Genomic DNA, 19,683 nt, shown 5'->3' with positions numbered 1-19,683 from the left:
ATTGACAAAAACATTCTGAAAAGCTATAATCATGTTTGTTGCTTTCCTGAGGTGATACAAATGAAATGGACGATTTATCAGCTTCATCAAATGGCGAAAAAGAGCTTTGAATTTGATGAAACAGTTGAGTTAAATGAGCTGACAAAATTGAATTCTGACATCCGCCGCATTTCTCCCGTCCGGGTGAAGGGCCGCGCGGAGATTGAATCCAAGCAAGTTTCGTTTGACTTTACGATTTCAGGCGAAATGGTTTTGCCGTGCTCAAGAACTTTAGTTGATGTGCCGTATCCATTTACAATCGCGACAAAAGAACTGTTTAGATTTCATAAGTCGGATGATATAGAAGATGAGGACGTTCATTTTGCTGAAGACGATACCGTCGACTTAACTCCGATCATAAAAGAAGAGATTCTTTTAGAAATTCCTATGCAAGTCTTTTGTGAAACTGAACAAAAAGAAGGAGCCGCTCCCCAAGTGGGGAAGGATTGGCAAGTGATTTCTGAGGAAGACAAGAAAAATCAAATCGACCCCAGACTTGCGGATCTGAAAAAGCTCTTAACACAAGATGATGAATCTTAACTCTTTAAGGAGGTGGGAATAATGGCTGTACCTTTTAGAAGAACTTCTAAAATGAAAAAAAGATTGCGCCGTACACATTTCAAACTAAATGTACCTGGTATGACAGAATGCCCGTCATGCGGAGAGATGAAATTGTCTCACCGTGTATGTAAAGCATGCGGATCATACAACGGCAAAGACATAAATGTTAAAAGCAATTAATGTATGAAGAAAAGCGCGGGAATCTTGGTTCCTGCGCTTTTCTTTTTTTTGCCCCTCCAGCCTGCTCCCGCCGAAAAAATTGTGAGCCCCAGTAGTCTATCTAATCTATCAGCGGCATATGTATGAGGTAAATGAGCAAATATGGAGGGAGATACGATTGACGATAACGAGACAAGACGCGTGGACGCAAGATGAAGATTTGCTGCTGGCAGAAGTGGTGCTCAGGCATATTCGGGAAGGCGGGACCCAGCTTTCCGCTTTTGAAGAAGTCGGCAGAGCGCTGACGAGAACGGCTGCCGCCTGCGGGTTCAGATGGAATTCTTATGTCAGAAAACAATATCAGTCAGGGATAGAACTGGCGAAAAAACAGCGGAAGGAATTAAGAAAGCAGATCGGGGTGCATTCCGCCAATCTGCCGGGAACCGTCAAACAGCCTCCGATCCGCAGGGCGGAAGGAGAAAAAGAGCTATCCATTGATGATGTCATTTTGTTTCTGCAGCAATTTAAAGAGTCGCCAGCCGCAGCGGATGTGCGTCATGAAAAAGAAAAACTCACAGAACAGCTGACCGCGCTGCAAAAAGAAGTCGAGGATCTGCGTGAGGAAAATGAAAGCTTGAGAAACAAGCTGGAGATGACGGAAGAAGATTATAAAGCGTTAATTGACATTATGGACAGAGCGAGAAGGATGGTCAATTCAAAAGAAGACGACAGAAAATCGGCGCAGAGCCTGTAAAATGAACCGGCCTGGGGGCGGCGCCCCGCCGGTTTTTTATTATGCCGTTTCTCCGGATGTCATTTCACCGTCCATATCGGGATGCCAAATATAAGGATTTTCTCCTTTATCACGCGCCATATCATATTTAACGGGCTCAAAATTCATCTTATCCCAGAAATCTGCTGATTTCATGCGTGAATTTGTCCTGATCGGCATTCTGAAGGATTTTGCAAAATCAACAAGCGCTTTTCCGTATCCGTTGTTTTGATAGCCCGGAAGAACCTCAAGCTTCCAAAGTTCCAAAAAGTCCTGACGGTGATCAAAATACGGATTCGCGCCTCCGTTTACCTGATATAAACTCATTCTCGCCACTAGTTTATCCCCGAAGTAAATCCCGTAAAAAGGCGAGGTGCTGTCATTTTCAATGATATTATCCTGAAGATCTTCAAGCATCGACAGCTCCTGCATCCCGTATTCCTTAAACCTTTTAAATTCTTCGAGTGTCTTAAAGTTGATGAGCAGTCGCTCTATTTTCAACACAAACTCCCCCTTTGTTGTGTTCTACCATTATTGTAAACGCTTTAATTGAAAATTCCAACTATAATATGCTTGCCAGTCTTTTTGCTCAAAACGAAATTGAAGTAATTTGCGGCGGCTTCTGCTATGATAATATGGAAAAATGCAGATATAGGGTGTGACAGTGTGAAAATCGGAATTATCGGCGGCGGAGCGGTAGGCCTTTTATGTGCTTACTACTTATCGTCCCGCCATCAGGTAACGGTCATTACGCGGCGGACGGAGCAGGCTGATGCGATTAACTCAGGCGGTATACGGCTTTTGAAAGACGGAATAGAATGTACGGCGGCATGCAGAGCGCAAACAGGCATCACTTCCGGATTCGACCTCTTAATCGCAGCCGTTAAACAGCACCAGCTAAGTGCTGTGTTGCGGGATCTTGAGACGATAAAAGGGACGAATGTGCTGTTTTTGCAAAACGGCATGGGACACATACACGACATTAAAGATTGGCATACGGATCATTCGCTTTATGTCGGCACTGTTGAGCACGGAGCAAAAAAGATATCAGATCATGCCGTTGAACATACGGGAGCCGGAGCCGTAAGATGGAGTGTATTCAGCGCATCCCGGCCGGAAACGCTCAAAAGCATCTTTTCCGGCATGCACCGGGATTTTCCCGTATATGATGAAAACGACTGGTATCGGCTGTTAACGGGAAAACTGATCATAAATGTATGCATCAACCCGTTAACTGCATTGCTGCGCGTGAAAAACGGAGAGCTGTTAAGAAATGACGCTTACAAAAAGTATATGAGAAACGTGTTTGAAGAAGCGGAGACAATACTTGGCCTCGCCGATAGAGAAAAAGCGTGGAACAAGGTTTGCGAAGTTTGCAGACTGACGGAAAAAAATCATTCTTCCATGCTCGTCGATATCATGGCAGGCAGGCGGACAGAGGCCGATGCGATTATCGGCTACCTTGTAAAAGAAGCGGAAAGCCGCGGATTGCCGGCCGTTCATCTCCCGTTTTTACACCGCAGCATAAAAGCGTTAGAAAGAAACTGAAACAAAGTCTTTTGAGGTTTTCCGGTAACATGCTATACTCATTTCGGAAACCTAACTATTTATTGGAGAAAGGAAGTTCCAGACAGATGCAGCTAACTGAACTTTCCATCAAAAGTCAAAATAAGTTTGTGCAGCACTATATAGATGGAGAAAACATGTCTTCATTTTTTGATTATGATATTCATTCAGAGGACGTATGGCAAAAGCGGCTTCATGACCTGTCTTCGCGGCCGTTTGCCAGAGAGGAATTAGCGGATTATTTATCCTCCTATCACGAAAAATTTTACTCCGCCGCCATGCAGGCCTCCATCGAAAAACTGAGAGATCCAAAAAGCGCAGCGGTAGTAGGCGGCCAGCAGGCCGGTCTTTTAACGGGGCCTCTTTACACCATACATAAAATTATCTCCATTATCGTACTTGCCAGACAGCAGGAAGAGGCGTTGCAGATTCCTGTCGTTCCGATTTTCTGGGTGGCGGGTGAAGATCACGATCTGGAAGAAATCAATTTTGTGCATACGTCAACAGAGAATAAAGGTCCGGTGAAACAGAAACTGCCGCAGTCGTACTGGAAAAAAACATCGGCGGCTAAAACCGAGCTTGATCAGGAAAAATGCGCGGCTTGGATTGATGAAGTGTTCGCTGCTTTTGAGGAGACGGATCACACAAACACACTCCTTCAAAACGTGAAGCGATGTTTACGCTCATCAGAGACATTCACGGACTTTTTTGAGCTGTTGATCGCCGACTTGTTTCAAGAAGAAGGCCTTATTCTGATGAATTCGGGAGATCCGGGGATTAAAAAGCTGGAAACGGGTATGTTTCAGCAGATTTTAAAACACAATCATGAGCTTGCCAAAGCCGTGTCAGACCAGCAGCGTTTTATGCGGGAAGCCGGTTATCACCCGATTATTGAATCGGACAAAGATCAGGCCAATCTGTTTTACGAACATGAGGGAGAGCGTTTCTTAATTGAAAAAGAAAACGGCGTTTTTGTCATTAAGGAGCTTGACCTGAAGTGGACGAACGACGAGCTTCATACCCATATGGAAGAAAAACCGGAATGTTTCAGCAATAACGTTGTGACAAGGCCGCTTATGCAGGAGTTTCTCATCCCGACTCTGGCGTTTATCGCGGGACCGGGGGAGATCAATTATTGGGGTGAGCTGAAGCGGGCTTTCTCATTAATGGGCTTTCGCATGACTCCGGTAGTGCCGAGACTGAACATTACGATTCTTGAGCGCCATATTGAAAAGAAGCTTTCAGAACGGAATATCCCGCTTCAGGAAGCGATCGAACACGGCACCGGACACCTGAAAGACACTTATTTTGAAGAGCAGATTCCGGAAGAGTTTTCTTCTGTAATGGAACAGGCGAAGTCGCAGATTGAAGCCGTCCATAAACGCGCAAGGGACGAAGCGCTGAAGGTCGATTCTAGCCTTGAGCCGCTCTTACAGAAGAATGCCGCCTTCATTCAAGATCAGCTCTTGTTTTTAGAACGGACGGTAACGAAAAGAATTGAAGAAAAAGAAGGCTTTGTGCTGCGTGACTATGAAAGAATCCAAAACAGCATCAGACCGCTCGGCGCTCCGCAGGAACGGATTTGGAATGTGATGTATTATCTGAACCGCTACGGTCCAAAATTCTTCACAACCTTCAAACATCTGCCATTTTCTTTTCAAAACCAACATCAGATTGTCAAACTTTGAAATAAAGTTTTAAAGAACCCTGAATAGTTCAGGGTTTTTTTTTATGTGTAAACAGTGTAAAATGAGGTTGTGGAGAGAAGTGGCGGATAGTGGTGAGTTTAGGGGAGAAAGTGGGGGTCCTTATCATGTTTATGGGTGAATACCGGCATACTGTTGATGCAAAGGGCCGCATGATCGTACCCGCAAAATTCAGAGAAGGCCTCGGTGAGCAGTTTGTGCTGACCAGAGGACTGGACCAATGCCTTTTCGGCTATCCGATGAATGAATGGAAGCTGATTGAAGAAAAGCTGAAGGCTCTGCCGCTCACCAAAAAAGACGCCCGCGCATTTACCCGATTCTTTTTTTCCGGTGCGACCGAATGCGAACTGGACAAGCAGGGAAGGGTTAATATTGCGTCATCTCTTCTGAATTACGCAAAACTGGAAAAAGAATGTGTTGTCATCGGGGTTTCCAATCGAATTGAATTGTGGAGTAAGGTAATATGGGAACAATACACAGAAGAGCAAGAAGATTCATTCGCTGAAATTGCTGAAAACATGATTGGATTTGATATATAATGGATCTTCGTGCATCACAACAACAACTGACAATTCAATTCATTCCTGATAAAGGTGGGACCGACACAAATGTTTCAGCATAAGACAGTACTTCTTCGTGAAACCGTCGACGGTTTAAATATCAAACCGGACGGAACCTATGTGGACTGCACCCTTGGCGGCGCCGGGCACAGTACATATTTATTGCAGCAATTATCGGAAAAAGGACGCTTGATCGCCTTTGATCAAGATGACACGGCACTTGAAAACGCAAAGAAAACATTGTCCGAATACAAAGGACAGCTTATTCTGGTGAAAAGCAACTTTCGTTATTTAAAAGAGTGTTTACATGAACACGGCATTACGAGTGTCGACGGAATTCTATTTGATTTAGGAGTATCCTCTCCGCAGCTTGATACACCGGAACGGGGATTCAGCTATCATCATGACGCACCGCTGGACATGAGGATGGACCAGTCGGCCGCCCTTACGGCGAAAGAAGTCGTAAATGAATGGCGGTATGAGGACCTTGTGAGGATTTTCTTTAAATACGGAGAAGAAAAATTCAGCAAGCAGATCGCCCGAAAAATTGAAGAGGCAAGAGAAAAATCGCCTATTCAAACAACCGGCCAACTGGTCGATCTAATAAAGGACGCGATACCGGCTCCGGCAAGAAGAAGCGGAGGTCATCCGGCCAAACGTGTATTCCAAGCCATACGAATCGCCGTAAACGACGAGCTTCAAGTATTTGAAGAGGCCCTCTTGCAAGCGATAGAGGTGCTGAAGCCGGGCGGAAGGGTGTCTGTGATCACTTTTCACTCGCTGGAAGACAGAATGTGCAAGACGACATTCAAGGAAAAATCATCACTTCCCGAACTGCCTCCGGGTCTTCCTGTGATACCGGAAGAATTTGAACCGGAATTAAAGCTGATTACAAGAAAGCCCATTACGGCATCAAAAGAGGAGCTTGAAGAAAATAACCGCGCCCGGTCAGCGAAGCTCCGCATTGCGGAGAAACGAAAATAACGGGCAGCAAATGACAACATTAAAGGAGGTCATCAGCCTATGAGCAACTTAGCTTACCAGCAGGAAAAACAACAACGGCCAGTGATAAGTCCCGAAAAAAAGGTGATTGTCAAAAAGAGGGCTTCCATTACACTCGGGGAAAAGGTGCTGCTCGTCCTGTTTGCCATTGCCGTTCTCTCCACATCAATGTTTATCGTATCAAAGGCATACGCGGCGTACCAATCCAATATTGAGGTGCAAAAACTGGAGGAGAAAGTATCTGAGAAGAATAAGCAGATCGGTGATCTCGAAAAGACGGCTGCTGACTTAAGCCAGCCGCAGCGCCTGATGGATATCGCCAAAAAGCACGGTTTGAATCTGAAAGATAAAAAAGTGAAAAACATACAGGAATGATAACCCATGCCGAAAAAAAATAAGTTTATGAACAGAGGAGCAGCGATACTCAGTATTTGTTTCGCTCTCTTTTTCTTTGTCATTCTCGGGAGAATGGCGTACATTCAATTAACCGGTAAAGCAAACGGTGTAGAACTTGCAACAAAAGCGACCGAGCAGCACGAAAAAAAGCGGACGATAGAAGCGAGCCGCGGCTCTATTCTTGACCGGAACGGTAAAGTGCTTGCAGAGGACACGGCGACATATAAGCTCATTGCCGTGCTTGATAAAAAGATGACGACCGACAAGAAGCATCCTCAGCATGTCAAAGACAAAGAGAAAACGGCGGAAAAACTGGCGACCGTTATCAATCTTGATAAAAGCGAGATTCTGGACATCTTAAACAGGGATGGCGCGAAGCAGGTGGAATTCGGTTCAGCCGGCCGCGATATCTCTTATGCGAAAAAACAAAAGATCGAAAAAATGAATCTTCCGGGTATTTCTTTCTTAAGAGATACGAAGCGCTACTATCCGAACGGTGTATTTTTGTCAAATGTTCTCGGCTATGCCGATGTGAATGAAAAAACAAACGAGATACAAGGCTCTTTAGGGCTTGAAAAAATACTGAACAACTATCTGACGGAACGCGACGGATCCGTCACTTACGAAAGTGATAAATCCGGCTGGAAACTTCCGAACAGCAAAGAAAAAATCACCGCACCTAAAAACGGTGACAATGTATATTTAACCATTGATCAGAAAATTCAAACCTTTTTAGAAGACAGCATGACGAAAGTAGCGGAAAAATATAAACCGAAAAAAATTATGGCGGCTGTCGTAGAACCGAAAACAGGCAAAGTGCTTGCGATGGGGCAGCGTCCGAGTTTCGACCCGAATATCAGAAACGTCACCAATTATTACAACGACTTAGTGTCGTACGCGTATGAACCGGGATCGACGATGAAGATCTTTACGCTTGCTGCGGCGATTCAGGAAAATGTGTTTTCCGCAAACGAGAAATATAAATCAGGAACATATAAAGTGGGAGGCGGACCTGTTAAAGATTGGAACGATGGCGCCGGCTGGGGCATGACAAGCTTCCATGACGGCCTTATGAGGTCATCCAATGTTGCTTTTGCCAAACTGGCCAACGAAAAACTGGGGTTTGACCGGTTTAATGAGTACCTGCACAAATTCGGGCTCTATCAAAAAACAGGGGTTGATCTGCCCGGTGAAGTATCAAGTAAAATTAACTACAAATATGATTTTGACAAAGCGTCTACGGCTTACGGCCAAGCATCGGCGATAACGCCGATCCAGCAGCTTCAGGCCGTCACGGCGATTGCCAATAACGGCAAAATGATGAAACCTTACGTCATTGATCATATTGTCGACCCCGATACGAAAAAAGTCGTCAAGCAGACAAAACCAGAGCAAGTAGGCACGCCGATTTCAGCCGATACGGCGAAAAAAGTCCGGAATCTGCTCGGAGAAGTCGTGACGTCAGACATCGGAACGGGAAAACCTTATAAAATTGAAGGATTTGACGTCGCGGGTAAAACGGGAACCGCGCAAATCGCCGGGACGGGCGGATATTTAAAGGGAACGAGCAACTATGTGTTTTCATTCATGGGCATGGCGCCGAAAAATGATCCTAAGCTCGTCATCTATGTAGCCGTGCAGCAGCCGCAATTAAAAGCGGGGCAAAGCAGCTCTGATCCTGTCGCGGAAATCTTTAACCCGACGATGAAAAACAGCCTCCACTACATGAATATCGAACCGACGGAAAAAACAGATTCCGGTCAGGAAGAAACGAAAAGCCAAAAGATGCCTGACCTGACAGATAAGACGGTCAAGAGCGCTGAGAAGGAAGCGAAAAATGAACATCTCACACCGATTGTCATCGGCAGCGATGTTGCCGTAAAAGAGCAGTATCCGACAGCCGGAGAAGATGTGATCACCAATCAGAAAATCTTCTTAAAAACAGACGGAAAGATGACGATGCCGGATATGTCCGGATGGTCGAGACGGGAAGTGCTTCAATTCAGCAAAGTATCAGGCATTCACATCGATGTGAGCGGTGAAGGTTACGCTTCAAGCCAAAGTGTGAAAAAAGGCAAAGAACTGAAAGAAAATACCGTGATCAAGGTGAAATTTAAAAATCCTGATTAACGGGACAGAGAAGTCCGCGGATGCCCGCGGGCTTCTTTTTTATGCGCCGCCGTTCTATGTGTCCAAGCTGAGGCATAAATTGAAACAAGCCTAAATAAGGAGTGGACGGTCCCTTGCGCGTTTCAAATGTAACGGTTCGAAAACGTTTATTACTGGTTTTGCTTATTGGCGTAATCATTTTTTTGATCATTGACAGCAGATTAGGCTATGTCCAATTTGTGATGGGAGAAAAGCTGACTTCACTGGCTAAGGATTCCTGGAGCCGGAATTTGCCGTTTGAGCCTGAGCGGGGAGAGATTCTTGACCGAAACGGCGTGAAGCTGGCTACTAATAAAAGCGCGCCGACCGTCTTTGTCGTACCGCGCCAGATCCAAAATCCCATCAAAACGGGCAAGCTTCTCGCGTCAGTTTTAAATATGTCGGAAGAGAAGGTCTACAAACACATTACTAAGAAAACCTCCATAGAAAAAATCTCACCCGAGGGGCGGAAAATTTCCAATAAAAAAGCGAAAGAAATCAAAGCGCTCGACTTAAAAGGGGTTTATGTGGCTGAAGACAGCATCCGCCATTATCCGTACGGAAGCTTTTTGTCCCATGTTCTCGGTTTTGCCGGTATTGATAACCAGGGCCTTCTCGGTTTGGAGGCTTATTATGATGATGACTTAAAAGGTGTCAAGGGATCCGTAAAATTTTATACGGATGCCAAGGGGAAGAAAATGCCTGATGAAGCGGATGATTACACCCCTCCGAAAGACGGACTTGATATGAAACTGACGATTGACGCCAAGGTTCAGACGATTATAGAAAGAGAGCTCGACAATGCAGCGGCGAAATATAACCCGGACGGAATGATTGCGGTCGCAATGAATCCGAAAAACGGGGAAGTGCTCGGCATGTCAAGCCGTCCTGATTTTGATCCGGCTGACTATCAATCGGTGGATCCGTCTGTTTACAACCGGAACCTGCCGGTATGGAGCACATATGAACCGGGTTCGACCTTTAAGATTATTACGCTTGCGGCGGCTCTTCAAGAGCAAAAAGTAAACTTGCAAAGAGACCACTTTTATGACAAAGGATTTGCCGAGGTCGACGGCGCCCGCCTCCGATGCTGGAAAAAGGGCGGCCACGGTTCGCAATCTTATCTTGAAGTCGTTCAAAATTCCTGCAACCCCGGGTTTGTACAGCTGGGGGAACGGCTCGGAAAACAAAAGCTGTTTCAATATATTAAGGACTTCGGCTTTGGAAAGAAAACAGGCATTGATCTGCAAGGGGAAGGAACGGGGATCTTATTCCCGCTTGACAGAGTCGGCCCGGTCGAACAGGCGACAACCGCTTTCGGACAAGGGGTTTCCGTCACGCCGATTCAGCAGGTGGCAGCCGTTTCCGCAGCAATAAACGGCGGAACGCTTTATACTCCATTTATCGCCAAAGAGTGGGTTGATCCCGTTACGAAAAAAACCGTTAAGAAACAATCGCCGATTGCGAAAAGGCAAGTTATTTCCCAGGAAACGTCAAAGCAGATCAGATATGCTTTAGAAAGCGTCGTCGCTCAGGGAACGGGGCGGAATGCCTTTGTGGAAGGATATCGCGTCGGCGGAAAAACAGGTACCGCACAAAAGGTCAAAGACGGCAAATATCTCGAAAACAACCATATCGTCTCCTTTATCGGTTTTGCGCCGGCTGATGACCCGAGCCTTGTCGTGTATGTCGCGGTTGATAATCCGAAAGGCACGATTCAATTCGGGGGAACCGTCGCCGCGCCGATTGTCGGAAATATGATGAGAGACAGTCTGCCTGAGCTCGGCGTGAAACCGCGAAAAAATCAAATCGAGAAAAAATATCAATGGAACGACACAAAAACAATAGAGGTTCCGAATGTTGTAGGGATGTCTGTCTCTGATCTTGAGTCGCTGCTTGTCAATTTGAATATTGACTCCTCAGGAAAAGGAAGCAAAATTGTGAAACAATCACCTGCAGCCGGAACGAAAGTAAAAGAAGGCTCAAAGATCCGTGTTTACTTGAGTGAAGAATGAGTCTTTTTGAGGCAGCCGATTGTTTTCGGCTGCCTCTTATCATAAAGAGAAAAAAAGAAGATAACTTTTAAGATTAACTGGATGTATCCTTTTATTTACGCTAAAATATGAACTGTATGTTTAAAAGCCATTCTGACTTTTATAAACGGTTATCATGATAAAAGAATGAATAGAATTTCTGAGAGGTTTGATACAATGAAACTTACAAAGCTGCTTACATATTTAATGGCCGAACCTGTTCAAAATGACTTTCATGACCCTGACATAACTTCAATTGAGATGGACTCCAGGGAAGTGAGAAAAGGGAGTCTTTTTGTGTGTATAAAAGGGTATACGGTAGACGGACATGATTTTGCCCAAAAAGCCGCAGAAAACGGCGCAGCGGCCATCGTTGCCGAGAAAGAGCTTGACGTCGATGTTCCTGTCATTATCGTCCGCCGGTCACAGCGGGCGCTCAGCGTTCTTTCTGACGCGTTTTACGGGCAGCCGACAAAGCAGCTTCAGCTTATCGGCATCACCGGCACAAACGGCAAAACATCAACGACGCACATGGTTGATGAGATTTTCAAAAAAGCGGGAAGACAGACCGGTTTAATCGGAACGATGTACATTAAAATCGGGGATGAGACATTCCCGGTCAAAAATACAACGCCCGAAAGCGTCACACTGCAAAAAACGTTCAAGAAAATGAATGATGAGCATGTTGACACAGCTATTATGGAAGTGTCTTCTCACGCTCTGTCACTCGGCAGGGTTCACGGCTGCGATTATGATATCGCCGTATTCACGAACCTGACGCAGGACCATTTAGATTATCACAAGACGATGGAAGACTACAGACAGGCTAAAAGCCTCCTGTTTTCCCAGCTGGGCGGCTCCTTTAACCACGAAAAGCCGAAGCGGGCCGTTTTAAACGCAGATGACAAAGCCAGTGCTTATTTTGAAAAAGTGACGGCGGCGCACATCCTTACATACGGAATCGAGAATGATGCCGATGTCATGGCGAAACAAATCGAGATCTCTGCGCAAGGCACAAGCTTTGAACTCGTTACGCCAAAAGGAACAAAGCAGATCACAGTTTCACTCGTCGGCCGCTTCAACGTGTATAACGTACTGGCTGCAGCGGCGACAGCGATCGCAGCGGGTCTGCCGTTTGATACGATCACAAGCGCTCTTGAAGAGCTGCAAGGTGTCAGAGGCCGGTTTGAACTGGTGAATCACAATCAGCCGTTTCCTGTGGTTGTCGATTACGCGCACACGCCTGACAGTCTGGAAAACGTCCTGAATACATGCAAAGACATGACAGAGGGCAAGCTTTTCGTCGTCGTCGGCTGCGGCGGAGACCGGGACAAAACGAAACGCCCGAAAATGGCGGAAATTGCGGTGCGGATTGCCGACGAACCGATTTTCACTTCAGATAACCCGAGAAGCGAGGACCCGCTGGCCATATTAAGAGATATGGAAAGAGGGGTAGAAGGCACTTACTATCACAGTATCGCAAACCGCGAGCAGGCTATCTTTTTTGCCATTGCCAACGCGAAAAAGGGAGATGTGGTTCTGATTGCCGGGAAAGGGCATGAAACCTATCAGCAGATCGGCAATGAAACATTCGACTTTGATGACGCCGAAGTAGCGGGAAGAGCTATTGTTGAGCTGAATAAAAAGTAAAACAGGAAAGAGTGTTAGAATGAGGGAAATGAAAAGAATTACGGGGACACAATGTGAATATGATAAATACGTATGTCGTTTGAACGAAACGGGAGGAGAAAAGAGCAATGCTTGAGCAAGTGATTTTATTTACAATAATAATGGGATTTTTAATCAGTGTTCTGATATCTCCGATTCTTATCCCGTTTTTAAGACGTTTAAAATTCGGCCAAAGTATCAGGGAAGAGGGGCCGAAATCACATATGAAAAAATCAGGGACGCCGACGATGGGCGGGGTCATGATTATTGTATCCATCGCCATTACGGCGATTGTCATGACGCAGAAATTTTCGCATCTGAGCGCGGAAATGTTTCTTCTGCTGTTTGTCACGATCGGATACGGCCTGCTCGGCTTTCTGGATGACTATATTAAAGTAGTAATGAAACGGAATCTCGGATTGACGTCGAAGCAGAAATTGATCGGCCAGATCATTATTGCCATTGTATTTTACGGAGTATATCATTATTGCCATTTTTCAACCGGCATCAGGGTGCCGGGCACACATCTGTCAATCGATCTCGGCTGGGGATACTTTATCCTCGTTCTCTTTATGCTTGTCGGAGGTTCAAATGCCGTCAACCTGACAGACGGTCTGGACGGTCTCTTGTCCGGTACCGCGGCTATCGCATTCGGCGCTTTCGCCATCCTTGCGTGGAACCAGTCACAATATGACGTTGCGATTTTCTCGGTTGCCGTTGTCGGCGCCGTTCTCGGTTTTCTTGTATTCAACGCCCATCCCGCCAAGGTATTTATGGGGGATACCGGTTCGCTTGCGCTCGGAGGAGCGATCGTGACCGTTGCCATTCTGACGAAGCTTGAAATTCTGCTCGTCATTATCGGCGGAGTATTTGTTATTGAGACCTTATCTGTTATCTTACAAGTCATCAGCTTTAAAACGACAGGAAAACGAATCTTTAAGATGAGTCCGCTTCACCACCATTACGAATTGGTCGGATGGTCTGAATGGAGAGTTGTCGTCACATTCTGGACTGCGGGACTGCTGCTTGCCGTTTTAGGAATTTACATCGAGGTGTGGTTATAAGTGGAAAACGAACTTTTTTTGCAAAAACAAAACTTTCTAGTCCTCGGACTGGCGAAAAGCGGATATGCGGCTGCGTCGATTCTTCATGAAAAAGGCATTAACGTCGTCGTGAATGATCAAAAAGCCTTTGAAGAGAACGAACCTGCCCAAAGGCTTGCAGAAAGAGGAATTGAAGTCATCTGCGGTGAGCATCCGACGTCACTTTTTGATCAGCATCACATTACCATTCTGATCAAAAATCCCGGAATCCCGTATGAAAATATCATGGTGGAGGAAGCGCAAAGAAGAGGCATCCCGGTCTGGACGGAAATCGAGCTTGCGTATTATATCACCAATGCAAAATTCATCGGCATTACAGGTTCAAACGGGAAAACAACAACGACGACCCTGATTTATGAAATGCTGAAAGCTGACTCGATAAAGGCGCTGGTCGCAGGGAATATCGGCACTGTCGCCAGTGAAGTGGCTTATCATGCTGACGGTGATGAATGGATCGTCACAGAGCTTTCTTCGTTCCAGCTTATGGGGACTCATGCGTTCAGACCTGAAATCGGCCTGATTTTAAATGTGTTCGACGCTCATTTGGATTACCATCACAGCCGTGAAAACTATGAAAAAGCCAAGCAGAACGTGTATCTTCATCAGCTTGAGAGTGATACGGCCATCGTCAATCAAAGCGATGAAACAGTCGTGCGGCTTGCCGAAAGCGGAAAAGCCGGCACCGTTCCGTTTTCAGTTCACCAGGAACTGTCAAGCGGCGCATTCATTAAAGATGGAATGCTGATGTTCGGCGATGAAGCGATTCTGCCTGTTGATGACATCGTACTGCCGGGCGCGCACAATTTAGAAAATATATTGGCCGCTGTAGCCGCGGCAAAAACGGCGGGCGCGTCTAATAAAGCGATTCAGAAGGTGCTGACAAGCTTTACCGGTGTCAAACACCGTCTGCAGTATGTAACTGCGATCCAGAATCGTAGATTTTATAATGACAGCAAAGCGACGAATATTTTGGCCACAAGCAAAGCGCTCTCCGCGTTCAAAGCACCGGTTATTCTGCTTGCAGGCGGACTGGACCGCGGCAACGGTTTTGACGACCTGAAACCGTATATGGACAATGTCAAAGCGGTCCTGACGTTCGGACAGACAGCGCCGAAGATAGAAAAACTGGGCAATGAGCTGGGAATACAACATGTCAAACGTGTCGATAATGTTGAACAAGCAGTATCTGCGGCGTTTGCGCTCTCAAATGAAGGAGACGTCATCCTCTTGTCACCCGCGTGTGCAAGCTGGGATCAGTTCAAAACATTTGAAGAACGCGGTGACATGTTTATAGATGCCGTGCATATGCTTAAGTAAGGGCTTGTCTCTGTTCATCGGCAGCCCTAAATGACTTATGCTTGGGGTGTCGATTGCTTTGACTACTAAAAAAACAGCGCCTGATTTGTTATTAGTTATCATTACGTTATTGCTTTTAACAATAGGATTAATTATGGTCTACAGTGCAAGTGCGGTATGGGCGGATTATAAATTTGACGACTCGTTTTTCTTCGCGAAACGGCAGCTGCTGTTTGCGGGGATCGGCGTCATTGCCATGTTTTTCATTATGAATGTGGATTATTGGACATGGCGCACATGGTCGAAGCTGCTTCTGATCATTTGTTTTTTTCTGCTTGTGCTTGTGCTGATTCCGGGAGTCGGAATGGTGCGGAACGGTTCAAGAAGCTGGATCGGAGTGGGAGCGTTCAGCATTCAGCCTTCGGAGTTTATGAAACTCGCGATGATTGCGTTTCTGGCTAAATTTCTTTCTGAAAAACAGAAGAACATTACGTCATTCAGACGCGGATTCGTTCCCGCGCTCGGAATCGTGTTTTCTGCATTTATTATTATCATGTGCCAGCCCGACCTGGGAACGGGGACGGTAATGGTGGGCACGTGCATCGTGATGATTTTTGTTTCCGGTGCGCGAATCGCTCATTTCGCGTTTCTCGGACTCATCGGTTTAAGCGGATTTGCGGCGCTTGTTCTGTCCGCTCCATATCGGATTAAACGGATTACCTCTTACTTAAACCCGTGGGAGGATCCGCTTGGAAGCGGATTTCAGATCATTCAGTCGCTCTATGCCGTAGGTCCGGGCGGTCTGTTCGGGATGGGGCTCGGTCAAAGCCGGCAAAAGTTTTTTTACCTGCCGGAGCCGCAAACCGATTTCATTTTTGCTATTTTATCTGAGGAACTCGGCTTTATCGGCGGTTCGCTCATATTGCTGCTGTTCAGTATTTTATTATGGCGGGGCGTCAGGATTGCCCTCGGCGCGCCGGATTTATACGGAAGCTTTGTCGCCATCGGTATTATTTCTATGATAGCTATTCAAGTCATGATTAATATCGGCGTTGTGACGGGGCTGATCCCGGTAACAGGAATTACGCTGCCGTTTTTAAGCTACGGAGGCTCATCACTGACGCTGATGCTCGCAGCGGTCGGCGTACTTTTAAATGTCAGCCGGTACTCGAGGTATTGATCTGTATCTTGCCTCATCACTCATGATTTATTCGTTATCTATAAAAAAACAGACAACATCAATAACCCTGTCCTAAAAAACAGGGTTATCGCTATGTGATTAAGGGGGACATACGAATGCGTATTGCAGTAAGCGGAGGCGGAACCGGAGGACATATTTATCCGGCCCTGGCCTTTATTAAAGAAGTTCAGCGCCGGCATCCGGATGTGGAATTTTTGTATATCGGAACAGAGAACGGTCTTGAGAAAAAAATTGTTGAACGGGAAAATATCCCGTTCCGCGCCATTGAAATTACAGGTTTCAAACGAAAACTTTCTTTTGAAAATGTAAAAACCGTCATGCGTTTCTTAAAAGGCGTGAAGAAAAGCAAATCATATTTAAAAGAGTTTAAACCGGATGCCGTTATCGGTACAGGCGGCTATGTATGCGGTCCGGTTGTATACGCGGCGGCAAAAATGGGAATTCCGACGATCATTCATGAGCAAAACAGCCTGCCCGGCATCACAAATAAGTTTCTCTCGAAATATGTTAATAAGGTAGCAATTTGCTTTGAAGAGGCAAAATCGCATTTTCCTGCTGAAAAAGTTGTGTTTACGGGAAACCCGAGAGCCTCTGAAGTCGTCTCAATTAAGACAGGCCGCTCATTAACTGAGTTCGGGCTGAAAGACAATCAAAAAACGGTGCTCATTTTCGGCGGAAGCAGAGGCGCGGCTCCCATTAACCGTGCCGTTATAGATATGCAGGAAGAATTGAAAACGAGACCTTACCAAGTGCTTTATATTACCGGGGAAGTGCATTACGAGAAGGTAACGGCTGAGCTGAAAGGCGGAAAAGCCGCTGATAATATGGTGACAAAACCGTTTTTGCACCAAATGCCGGAGTACTTACAATCAATTGATGTCATTGTGGCCAGAGCCGGAGCGACGACGATTGCGGAAATCACCGCTCTCGGCATTCCGAGCGTGCTTATTCCGAGCCCGTATGTGACAGCCAATCACCAGGAAGTCAATGCGAAGGCGCTCAGCCAGCATGACGCTGCAATCGTACTGAAGGAAACCGAGCTCAGCGGAGAAAAACTGATCGCTGCGCTGGACAAAATCGTCATGAATGAAGAAACCTTAAAAGACATGAGTGAGCGGACAAAATCACTCGGTGTTCCGGATGCGGCAGCCAGACTGTACAGTATCATGGAAGACATAAAAAAATAGAGCAAATGGAATGCGGAGGTTTATGATGGAGAACGTAATTCAGGAATTAAGAGACCGCGAAGTCGGCAAAGTGCTGGAACAAGAACCGCTCGCGAACCATACAACGATGAAAATCGGCGGTCCGGCGGACATTTTGATCATCCCCAACCGTGTGGAAGCGGTCAAAGATATTATGGATATTGTGAAAAAACATGATCTGCCATGGACGGTTATCGGCCGCGGTTCAAATCTGCTCGTGCTTGATGAAGGCATTAGAGGAGTTGTCATCAAACTGGGCGCGGGTCTGGATCATTTGGAGATTGACGGTGATCAGGTGACGGTCGGAGGCGGCTATTCGGTCGTCCGGCTTGCGACTTCCATGAGTAAAAAAGGAATGTCCGGTCTCGAATTTGCAGCGGGCATTCCCGGATCAATCGGCGGAGCCGTCTATATGAATGCCGGGGCGCACGGATCTGATATGAGTGAGATTCTTGTGAAAGCCCGTATCTTATTTGAAGACGGCACAATCGAATGGCTGACAAACGAAGAGATGGATTTCAGCTACAGAACGTCTGTTTTGCAGAAAAAACGCCCCGGCGTCTGTCTCGAGGCAGTTCTTCAGCTTGAGCAAAAGGAACGGGAAGCCATTACGGCGCAAATGCAGCAGAACAAAGATTACAGAAAAAACACTCAGCCGTATTCAAGCCCATGCGCCGGGAGCATATTCAGAAATCCGCTGCCGGATCATGCCGGAAACCTCGTTGAAAAAGCGGGATTAAAAGGACATCAGATCGGCGGAGCAAAAGTGTCCGAAATGCACGGGAATTTTATCGTCAATGCCGGCGGAGCGACTGCCAAGGACGTTCTCGACCTGATTGAATATGTGAAAAAGACAATCCGTGAGCAGTATGATGTTGACATGCATACAGAAGTTGAAATCATCGGAGGGAATCGTTAAAAGGTTCTCTGATTACGTGAGCTCATGTGATATACTTTTAACAAATGTCAAACGGCATCACAGCATGCCGTTTGTTTTTCAATCAGACGAATGTCAAGCTGTTTCATTCTTAGTGAGGTGGACAGGCAGTGAACCCAAATCATGAAAGAGAAAAAATTGTAAATATTGAAGAGCGGATTCCGAAAATCAAAGAGCAGCGGAAGCAAAAAGCAAACCGCCGGCTGATTTCATTCATTGTGCTCTTTTTTATGATGGTGCTGATCATCGTGTACTTGCAGATGCCGATCAGCAAAGTGTCTTCTGTCACCGTTTCCGGAAACGAAAACGTGTCTGTAAAAGAGATCAACGCGCTTTCTGATATACATAACGGACAAACCGAGTTCTGGAGTCTGAACAAGAAACAAACAGAAGAAAAGATTGAGCAGAATAAGCTGGTGAAAAAGGCGGAACTTTCAAAAGTATTTCCTAACAAAGTCAGCATTCACATTGAAGAATACAAGACGATCGCGTATCTGCAGCGGCATGATGTATATTATGAAGTGCTCGAAAACGGCACTGTGCTGCCGAACGAAGTCACGCCGGATGACGCGGGCCCGATTTTGGTTGACTGGACAAACGCGAAAAAGCGGGTCAAAATGGCGGAGCAGCTTGATAAGCTTTCCGGTTCGCTTAAGCAGTCGATTTCTGAAATCTATTATACACCGGTAAAAATGGATCAGGACCGGATCAAGCTGTATATGAACGACGGGTATGTAGTTACCGCTTCTATTAAAACGTTTGCCGGCCGGATGAAGACCTATCCTTCTATCGTTTCCCAGCTGGACGGCGGGAAAAAGGGGATTATCCACTTAGAAGTCGCTACGTATTTTGAAGAATTTAACAAAGGTAAATCCGGCAAGAAAAAAGAAAATGATTAATAGTTCTAAAGAACTAATTTAAAGGTGATTCAAAAGAATCTATTGCGATCAGCGGGGCAGCCGATATAACCGATAGCGGAATCATTATGACTATGTTTGTTTTTGTCCGGTATATGGCTGCCGGACAAGCGGAAAATTCTCAATGCAATGGGCGTGTCTTCTGCAGTGAGCATTGCATTTGGAATTTTCCTCCTGTTTCTTCTTTTTTCGGATGTTTCTGGCAATATCTATAGCTTTTCTGGAGGTTCATCTTAGTGTAGACTAATGGAAAGCGGGTATATTTGCATCTGGTTTGCACAGTATGGCACCGTGACAGGAAATCTTACGGTAAGGTGGGCCGTCTCTAAAAAAAATAAAAAAAATACGATATAAAAGAGGATATACATAGAATATAACGAATAGTTTCATTAAACATAAATTGTGAGAAATCAG

Annotated in this window: 18 protein-coding genes; 17 read left to right on the top strand and 1 reads right to left on the bottom strand. The window is 45.9% G+C overall.

All coding sequences use genetic code 11. The features are described from left to right. Nucleotides 1-60: 60 nt before the first annotated feature. The 3 genes from BGM27_RS01900 (at nt 61) to gerR (ending at nt 1,513) form a co-directional block, all read left to right on the top strand. The gene (locus tag BGM27_RS01900; RefSeq protein ID WP_007409699.1) at nt 61-579 is read left to right on the top strand and encodes a YceD family protein; all 519 of its coding nucleotides are present in this window, start codon (nt 61-63) and stop codon (nt 577-579) included. Nucleotides 580-600: 21 nt separating this feature from the next. Further along, on the top strand, nt 601-780 hold the full coding sequence (rpmF, locus tag BGM27_RS01895) for a 50S ribosomal protein L32 (RefSeq protein ID WP_003154457.1): 180 nt from the start codon (nt 601-603) through the stop codon (nt 778-780). Between the two features lie 157 nt (nt 781-937). Continuing rightward, on the top strand, nt 938-1,513 hold the full coding sequence (gene gerR, locus BGM27_RS01890) for a sporulation-specific transcriptional regulator GerR (RefSeq protein ID WP_003154450.1): 576 nt from the start codon (nt 938-940) through the stop codon (nt 1,511-1,513). 39 nt (nt 1,514-1,552) lie between these two features. Here the strand turns inward: gerR and BGM27_RS01885 are convergent, their stop codons facing one another. Next, nucleotides 1,553-2,035 (bottom strand): N-acetyltransferase, encoded by a 483-nt coding sequence (locus BGM27_RS01885; protein ID WP_007409700.1) that lies wholly within the window; start codon nt 2,033-2,035, stop codon nt 1,553-1,555. Between the two features lie 162 nt (nt 2,036-2,197). Between BGM27_RS01885 and BGM27_RS01880 the strand changes: the two genes are divergently transcribed. From BGM27_RS01880 to BGM27_RS01815, 14 genes are all read left to right on the top strand, one after another. After that, on the top strand, nt 2,198-3,079 hold the full coding sequence (locus BGM27_RS01880; RefSeq protein WP_038462175.1) for a 2-dehydropantoate 2-reductase: 882 nt from the start codon (nt 2,198-2,200) through the stop codon (nt 3,077-3,079). Nucleotides 3,080-3,165: 86 nt separating this feature from the next. After that, nucleotides 3,166-4,785, top strand: a complete 1,620-nt coding sequence (bshC, locus tag BGM27_RS01875) for a bacillithiol biosynthesis cysteine-adding enzyme BshC (RefSeq protein WP_007409702.1) — start codon at nt 3,166-3,168, stop codon at nt 4,783-4,785. Nucleotides 4,786-4,910: 125 nt separating this feature from the next. Then, nucleotides 4,911-5,342: a division/cell wall cluster transcriptional repressor MraZ gene (gene mraZ / locus BGM27_RS01870; RefSeq protein ID WP_007409703.1), complete on the top strand. Its 432-nt coding sequence runs from the start codon at nt 4,911-4,913 to the stop codon at nt 5,340-5,342. Between the two features lie 69 nt (nt 5,343-5,411). Further along, nucleotides 5,412-6,347 carry a 16S rRNA (cytosine(1402)-N(4))-methyltransferase RsmH gene (rsmH, locus tag BGM27_RS01865; RefSeq protein ID WP_007409704.1) on the top strand — a complete coding sequence of 312 codons (936 nt, stop codon included), beginning with the start codon at nt 5,412-5,414 and terminating at the stop codon, nt 6,345-6,347. A gap of 39 nt (nt 6,348-6,386) precedes the next feature. Further along, nucleotides 6,387-6,740 (top strand): cell division protein FtsL, encoded by a 354-nt coding sequence (ftsL, locus tag BGM27_RS01860; RefSeq protein WP_003154442.1) that lies wholly within the window; start codon nt 6,387-6,389, stop codon nt 6,738-6,740. A gap of 6 nt (nt 6,741-6,746) precedes the next feature. Further along, nucleotides 6,747-8,891 (top strand): penicillin-binding protein 2B, encoded by a 2,145-nt coding sequence (gene pbpB / locus BGM27_RS01855; RefSeq protein ID WP_007409705.1) that lies wholly within the window; start codon nt 6,747-6,749, stop codon nt 8,889-8,891. 113 nt (nt 8,892-9,004) lie between these two features. Beyond that, nucleotides 9,005-10,924: a stage V sporulation protein D gene (locus tag BGM27_RS01850; protein WP_007409706.1), complete on the top strand. Its 1,920-nt coding sequence runs from the start codon at nt 9,005-9,007 to the stop codon at nt 10,922-10,924. A 195-nt stretch (nt 10,925-11,119) separates the two neighbouring features. Continuing rightward, the gene (locus BGM27_RS01845; RefSeq protein ID WP_003154436.1) at nt 11,120-12,592 is read left to right on the top strand and encodes a UDP-N-acetylmuramoyl-L-alanyl-D-glutamate--2,6-diaminopimelate ligase; all 1,473 of its coding nucleotides are present in this window, start codon (nt 11,120-11,122) and stop codon (nt 12,590-12,592) included. A gap of 107 nt (nt 12,593-12,699) precedes the next feature. Further along, the gene (gene mraY / locus BGM27_RS01840; RefSeq protein WP_007409707.1) at nt 12,700-13,674 is read left to right on the top strand and encodes a phospho-N-acetylmuramoyl-pentapeptide-transferase; all 975 of its coding nucleotides are present in this window, start codon (nt 12,700-12,702) and stop codon (nt 13,672-13,674) included. Then, nucleotides 13,675-15,030: a UDP-N-acetylmuramoyl-L-alanine--D-glutamate ligase gene (gene murD, locus BGM27_RS01835; RefSeq protein ID WP_007409708.1), complete on the top strand. Its 1,356-nt coding sequence runs from the start codon at nt 13,675-13,677 to the stop codon at nt 15,028-15,030. 58 nt (nt 15,031-15,088) lie between these two features. Next, nucleotides 15,089-16,189: a stage V sporulation protein E gene (spoVE, locus tag BGM27_RS01830; RefSeq protein WP_003154430.1), complete on the top strand. Its 1,101-nt coding sequence runs from the start codon at nt 15,089-15,091 to the stop codon at nt 16,187-16,189. Between the two features lie 116 nt (nt 16,190-16,305). Continuing rightward, nucleotides 16,306-17,397: an undecaprenyldiphospho-muramoylpentapeptide beta-N-acetylglucosaminyltransferase gene (gene murG, locus BGM27_RS01825; RefSeq protein ID WP_003154428.1), complete on the top strand. Its 1,092-nt coding sequence runs from the start codon at nt 16,306-16,308 to the stop codon at nt 17,395-17,397. Between the two features lie 25 nt (nt 17,398-17,422). Then, nucleotides 17,423-18,334, top strand: a complete 912-nt coding sequence (gene murB, locus BGM27_RS01820; protein ID WP_007409709.1) for a UDP-N-acetylmuramate dehydrogenase — start codon at nt 17,423-17,425, stop codon at nt 18,332-18,334. A gap of 128 nt (nt 18,335-18,462) precedes the next feature. Further along, on the top strand, nt 18,463-19,251 hold the full coding sequence (locus BGM27_RS01815) for a cell division protein FtsQ/DivIB (RefSeq protein WP_007409710.1): 789 nt from the start codon (nt 18,463-18,465) through the stop codon (nt 19,249-19,251). Nucleotides 19,252-19,683 lie beyond the last annotated feature (432 nt).

Origin of the sequence: Bacillus sp. FJAT-27001 (assembly GCF_019039175.1) — a bacterium.
GTDB lineage: Bacteria > Bacillota > Bacilli > Bacillales > Bacillaceae > Bacillus > Bacillus velezensis.
Note: the sequence above shows the minus strand (reverse complement) of the source record. Positions and strands in the feature narration are given on the sequence as shown.

Bases quoted from the DNA above. Each gene is read 5' to 3' on its own strand.
- BGM27_RS01845 (WP_003154436.1), top strand. From the start codon at position 11,120: ATGAAACTTACAAAGCTGCTTACATATTTAATGGCCGAACCTGTTCAA.
- rpmF (WP_003154457.1), top strand. From the start codon at position 601: ATGGCTGTACCTTTTAGAAGAACTTCTAAAATGAAAAAAAGATTGCGC.
- ftsL (WP_003154442.1), top strand. From the start codon at position 6,387: ATGAGCAACTTAGCTTACCAGCAGGAAAAACAACAACGGCCAGTGATA.
- pbpB (WP_007409705.1), top strand. From the start codon at position 6,747: ATGCCGAAAAAAAATAAGTTTATGAACAGAGGAGCAGCGATACTCAGT.
- rsmH (WP_007409704.1), top strand. From the start codon at position 5,412: ATGTTTCAGCATAAGACAGTACTTCTTCGTGAAACCGTCGACGGTTTA.
- BGM27_RS01900 (WP_007409699.1), top strand. From the start codon at position 61: ATGAAATGGACGATTTATCAGCTTCATCAAATGGCGAAAAAGAGCTTT.
- mraY (WP_007409707.1), top strand. From the start codon at position 12,700: ATGCTTGAGCAAGTGATTTTATTTACAATAATAATGGGATTTTTAATC.
- bshC (WP_007409702.1), top strand. From the start codon at position 3,166: ATGCAGCTAACTGAACTTTCCATCAAAAGTCAAAATAAGTTTGTGCAG.
- murG (WP_003154428.1), top strand. From the start codon at position 16,306: ATGCGTATTGCAGTAAGCGGAGGCGGAACCGGAGGACATATTTATCCG.
- murB (WP_007409709.1), top strand. From the start codon at position 17,423: ATGGAGAACGTAATTCAGGAATTAAGAGACCGCGAAGTCGGCAAAGTG.
- mraZ (WP_007409703.1), top strand. From the start codon at position 4,911: ATGTTTATGGGTGAATACCGGCATACTGTTGATGCAAAGGGCCGCATG.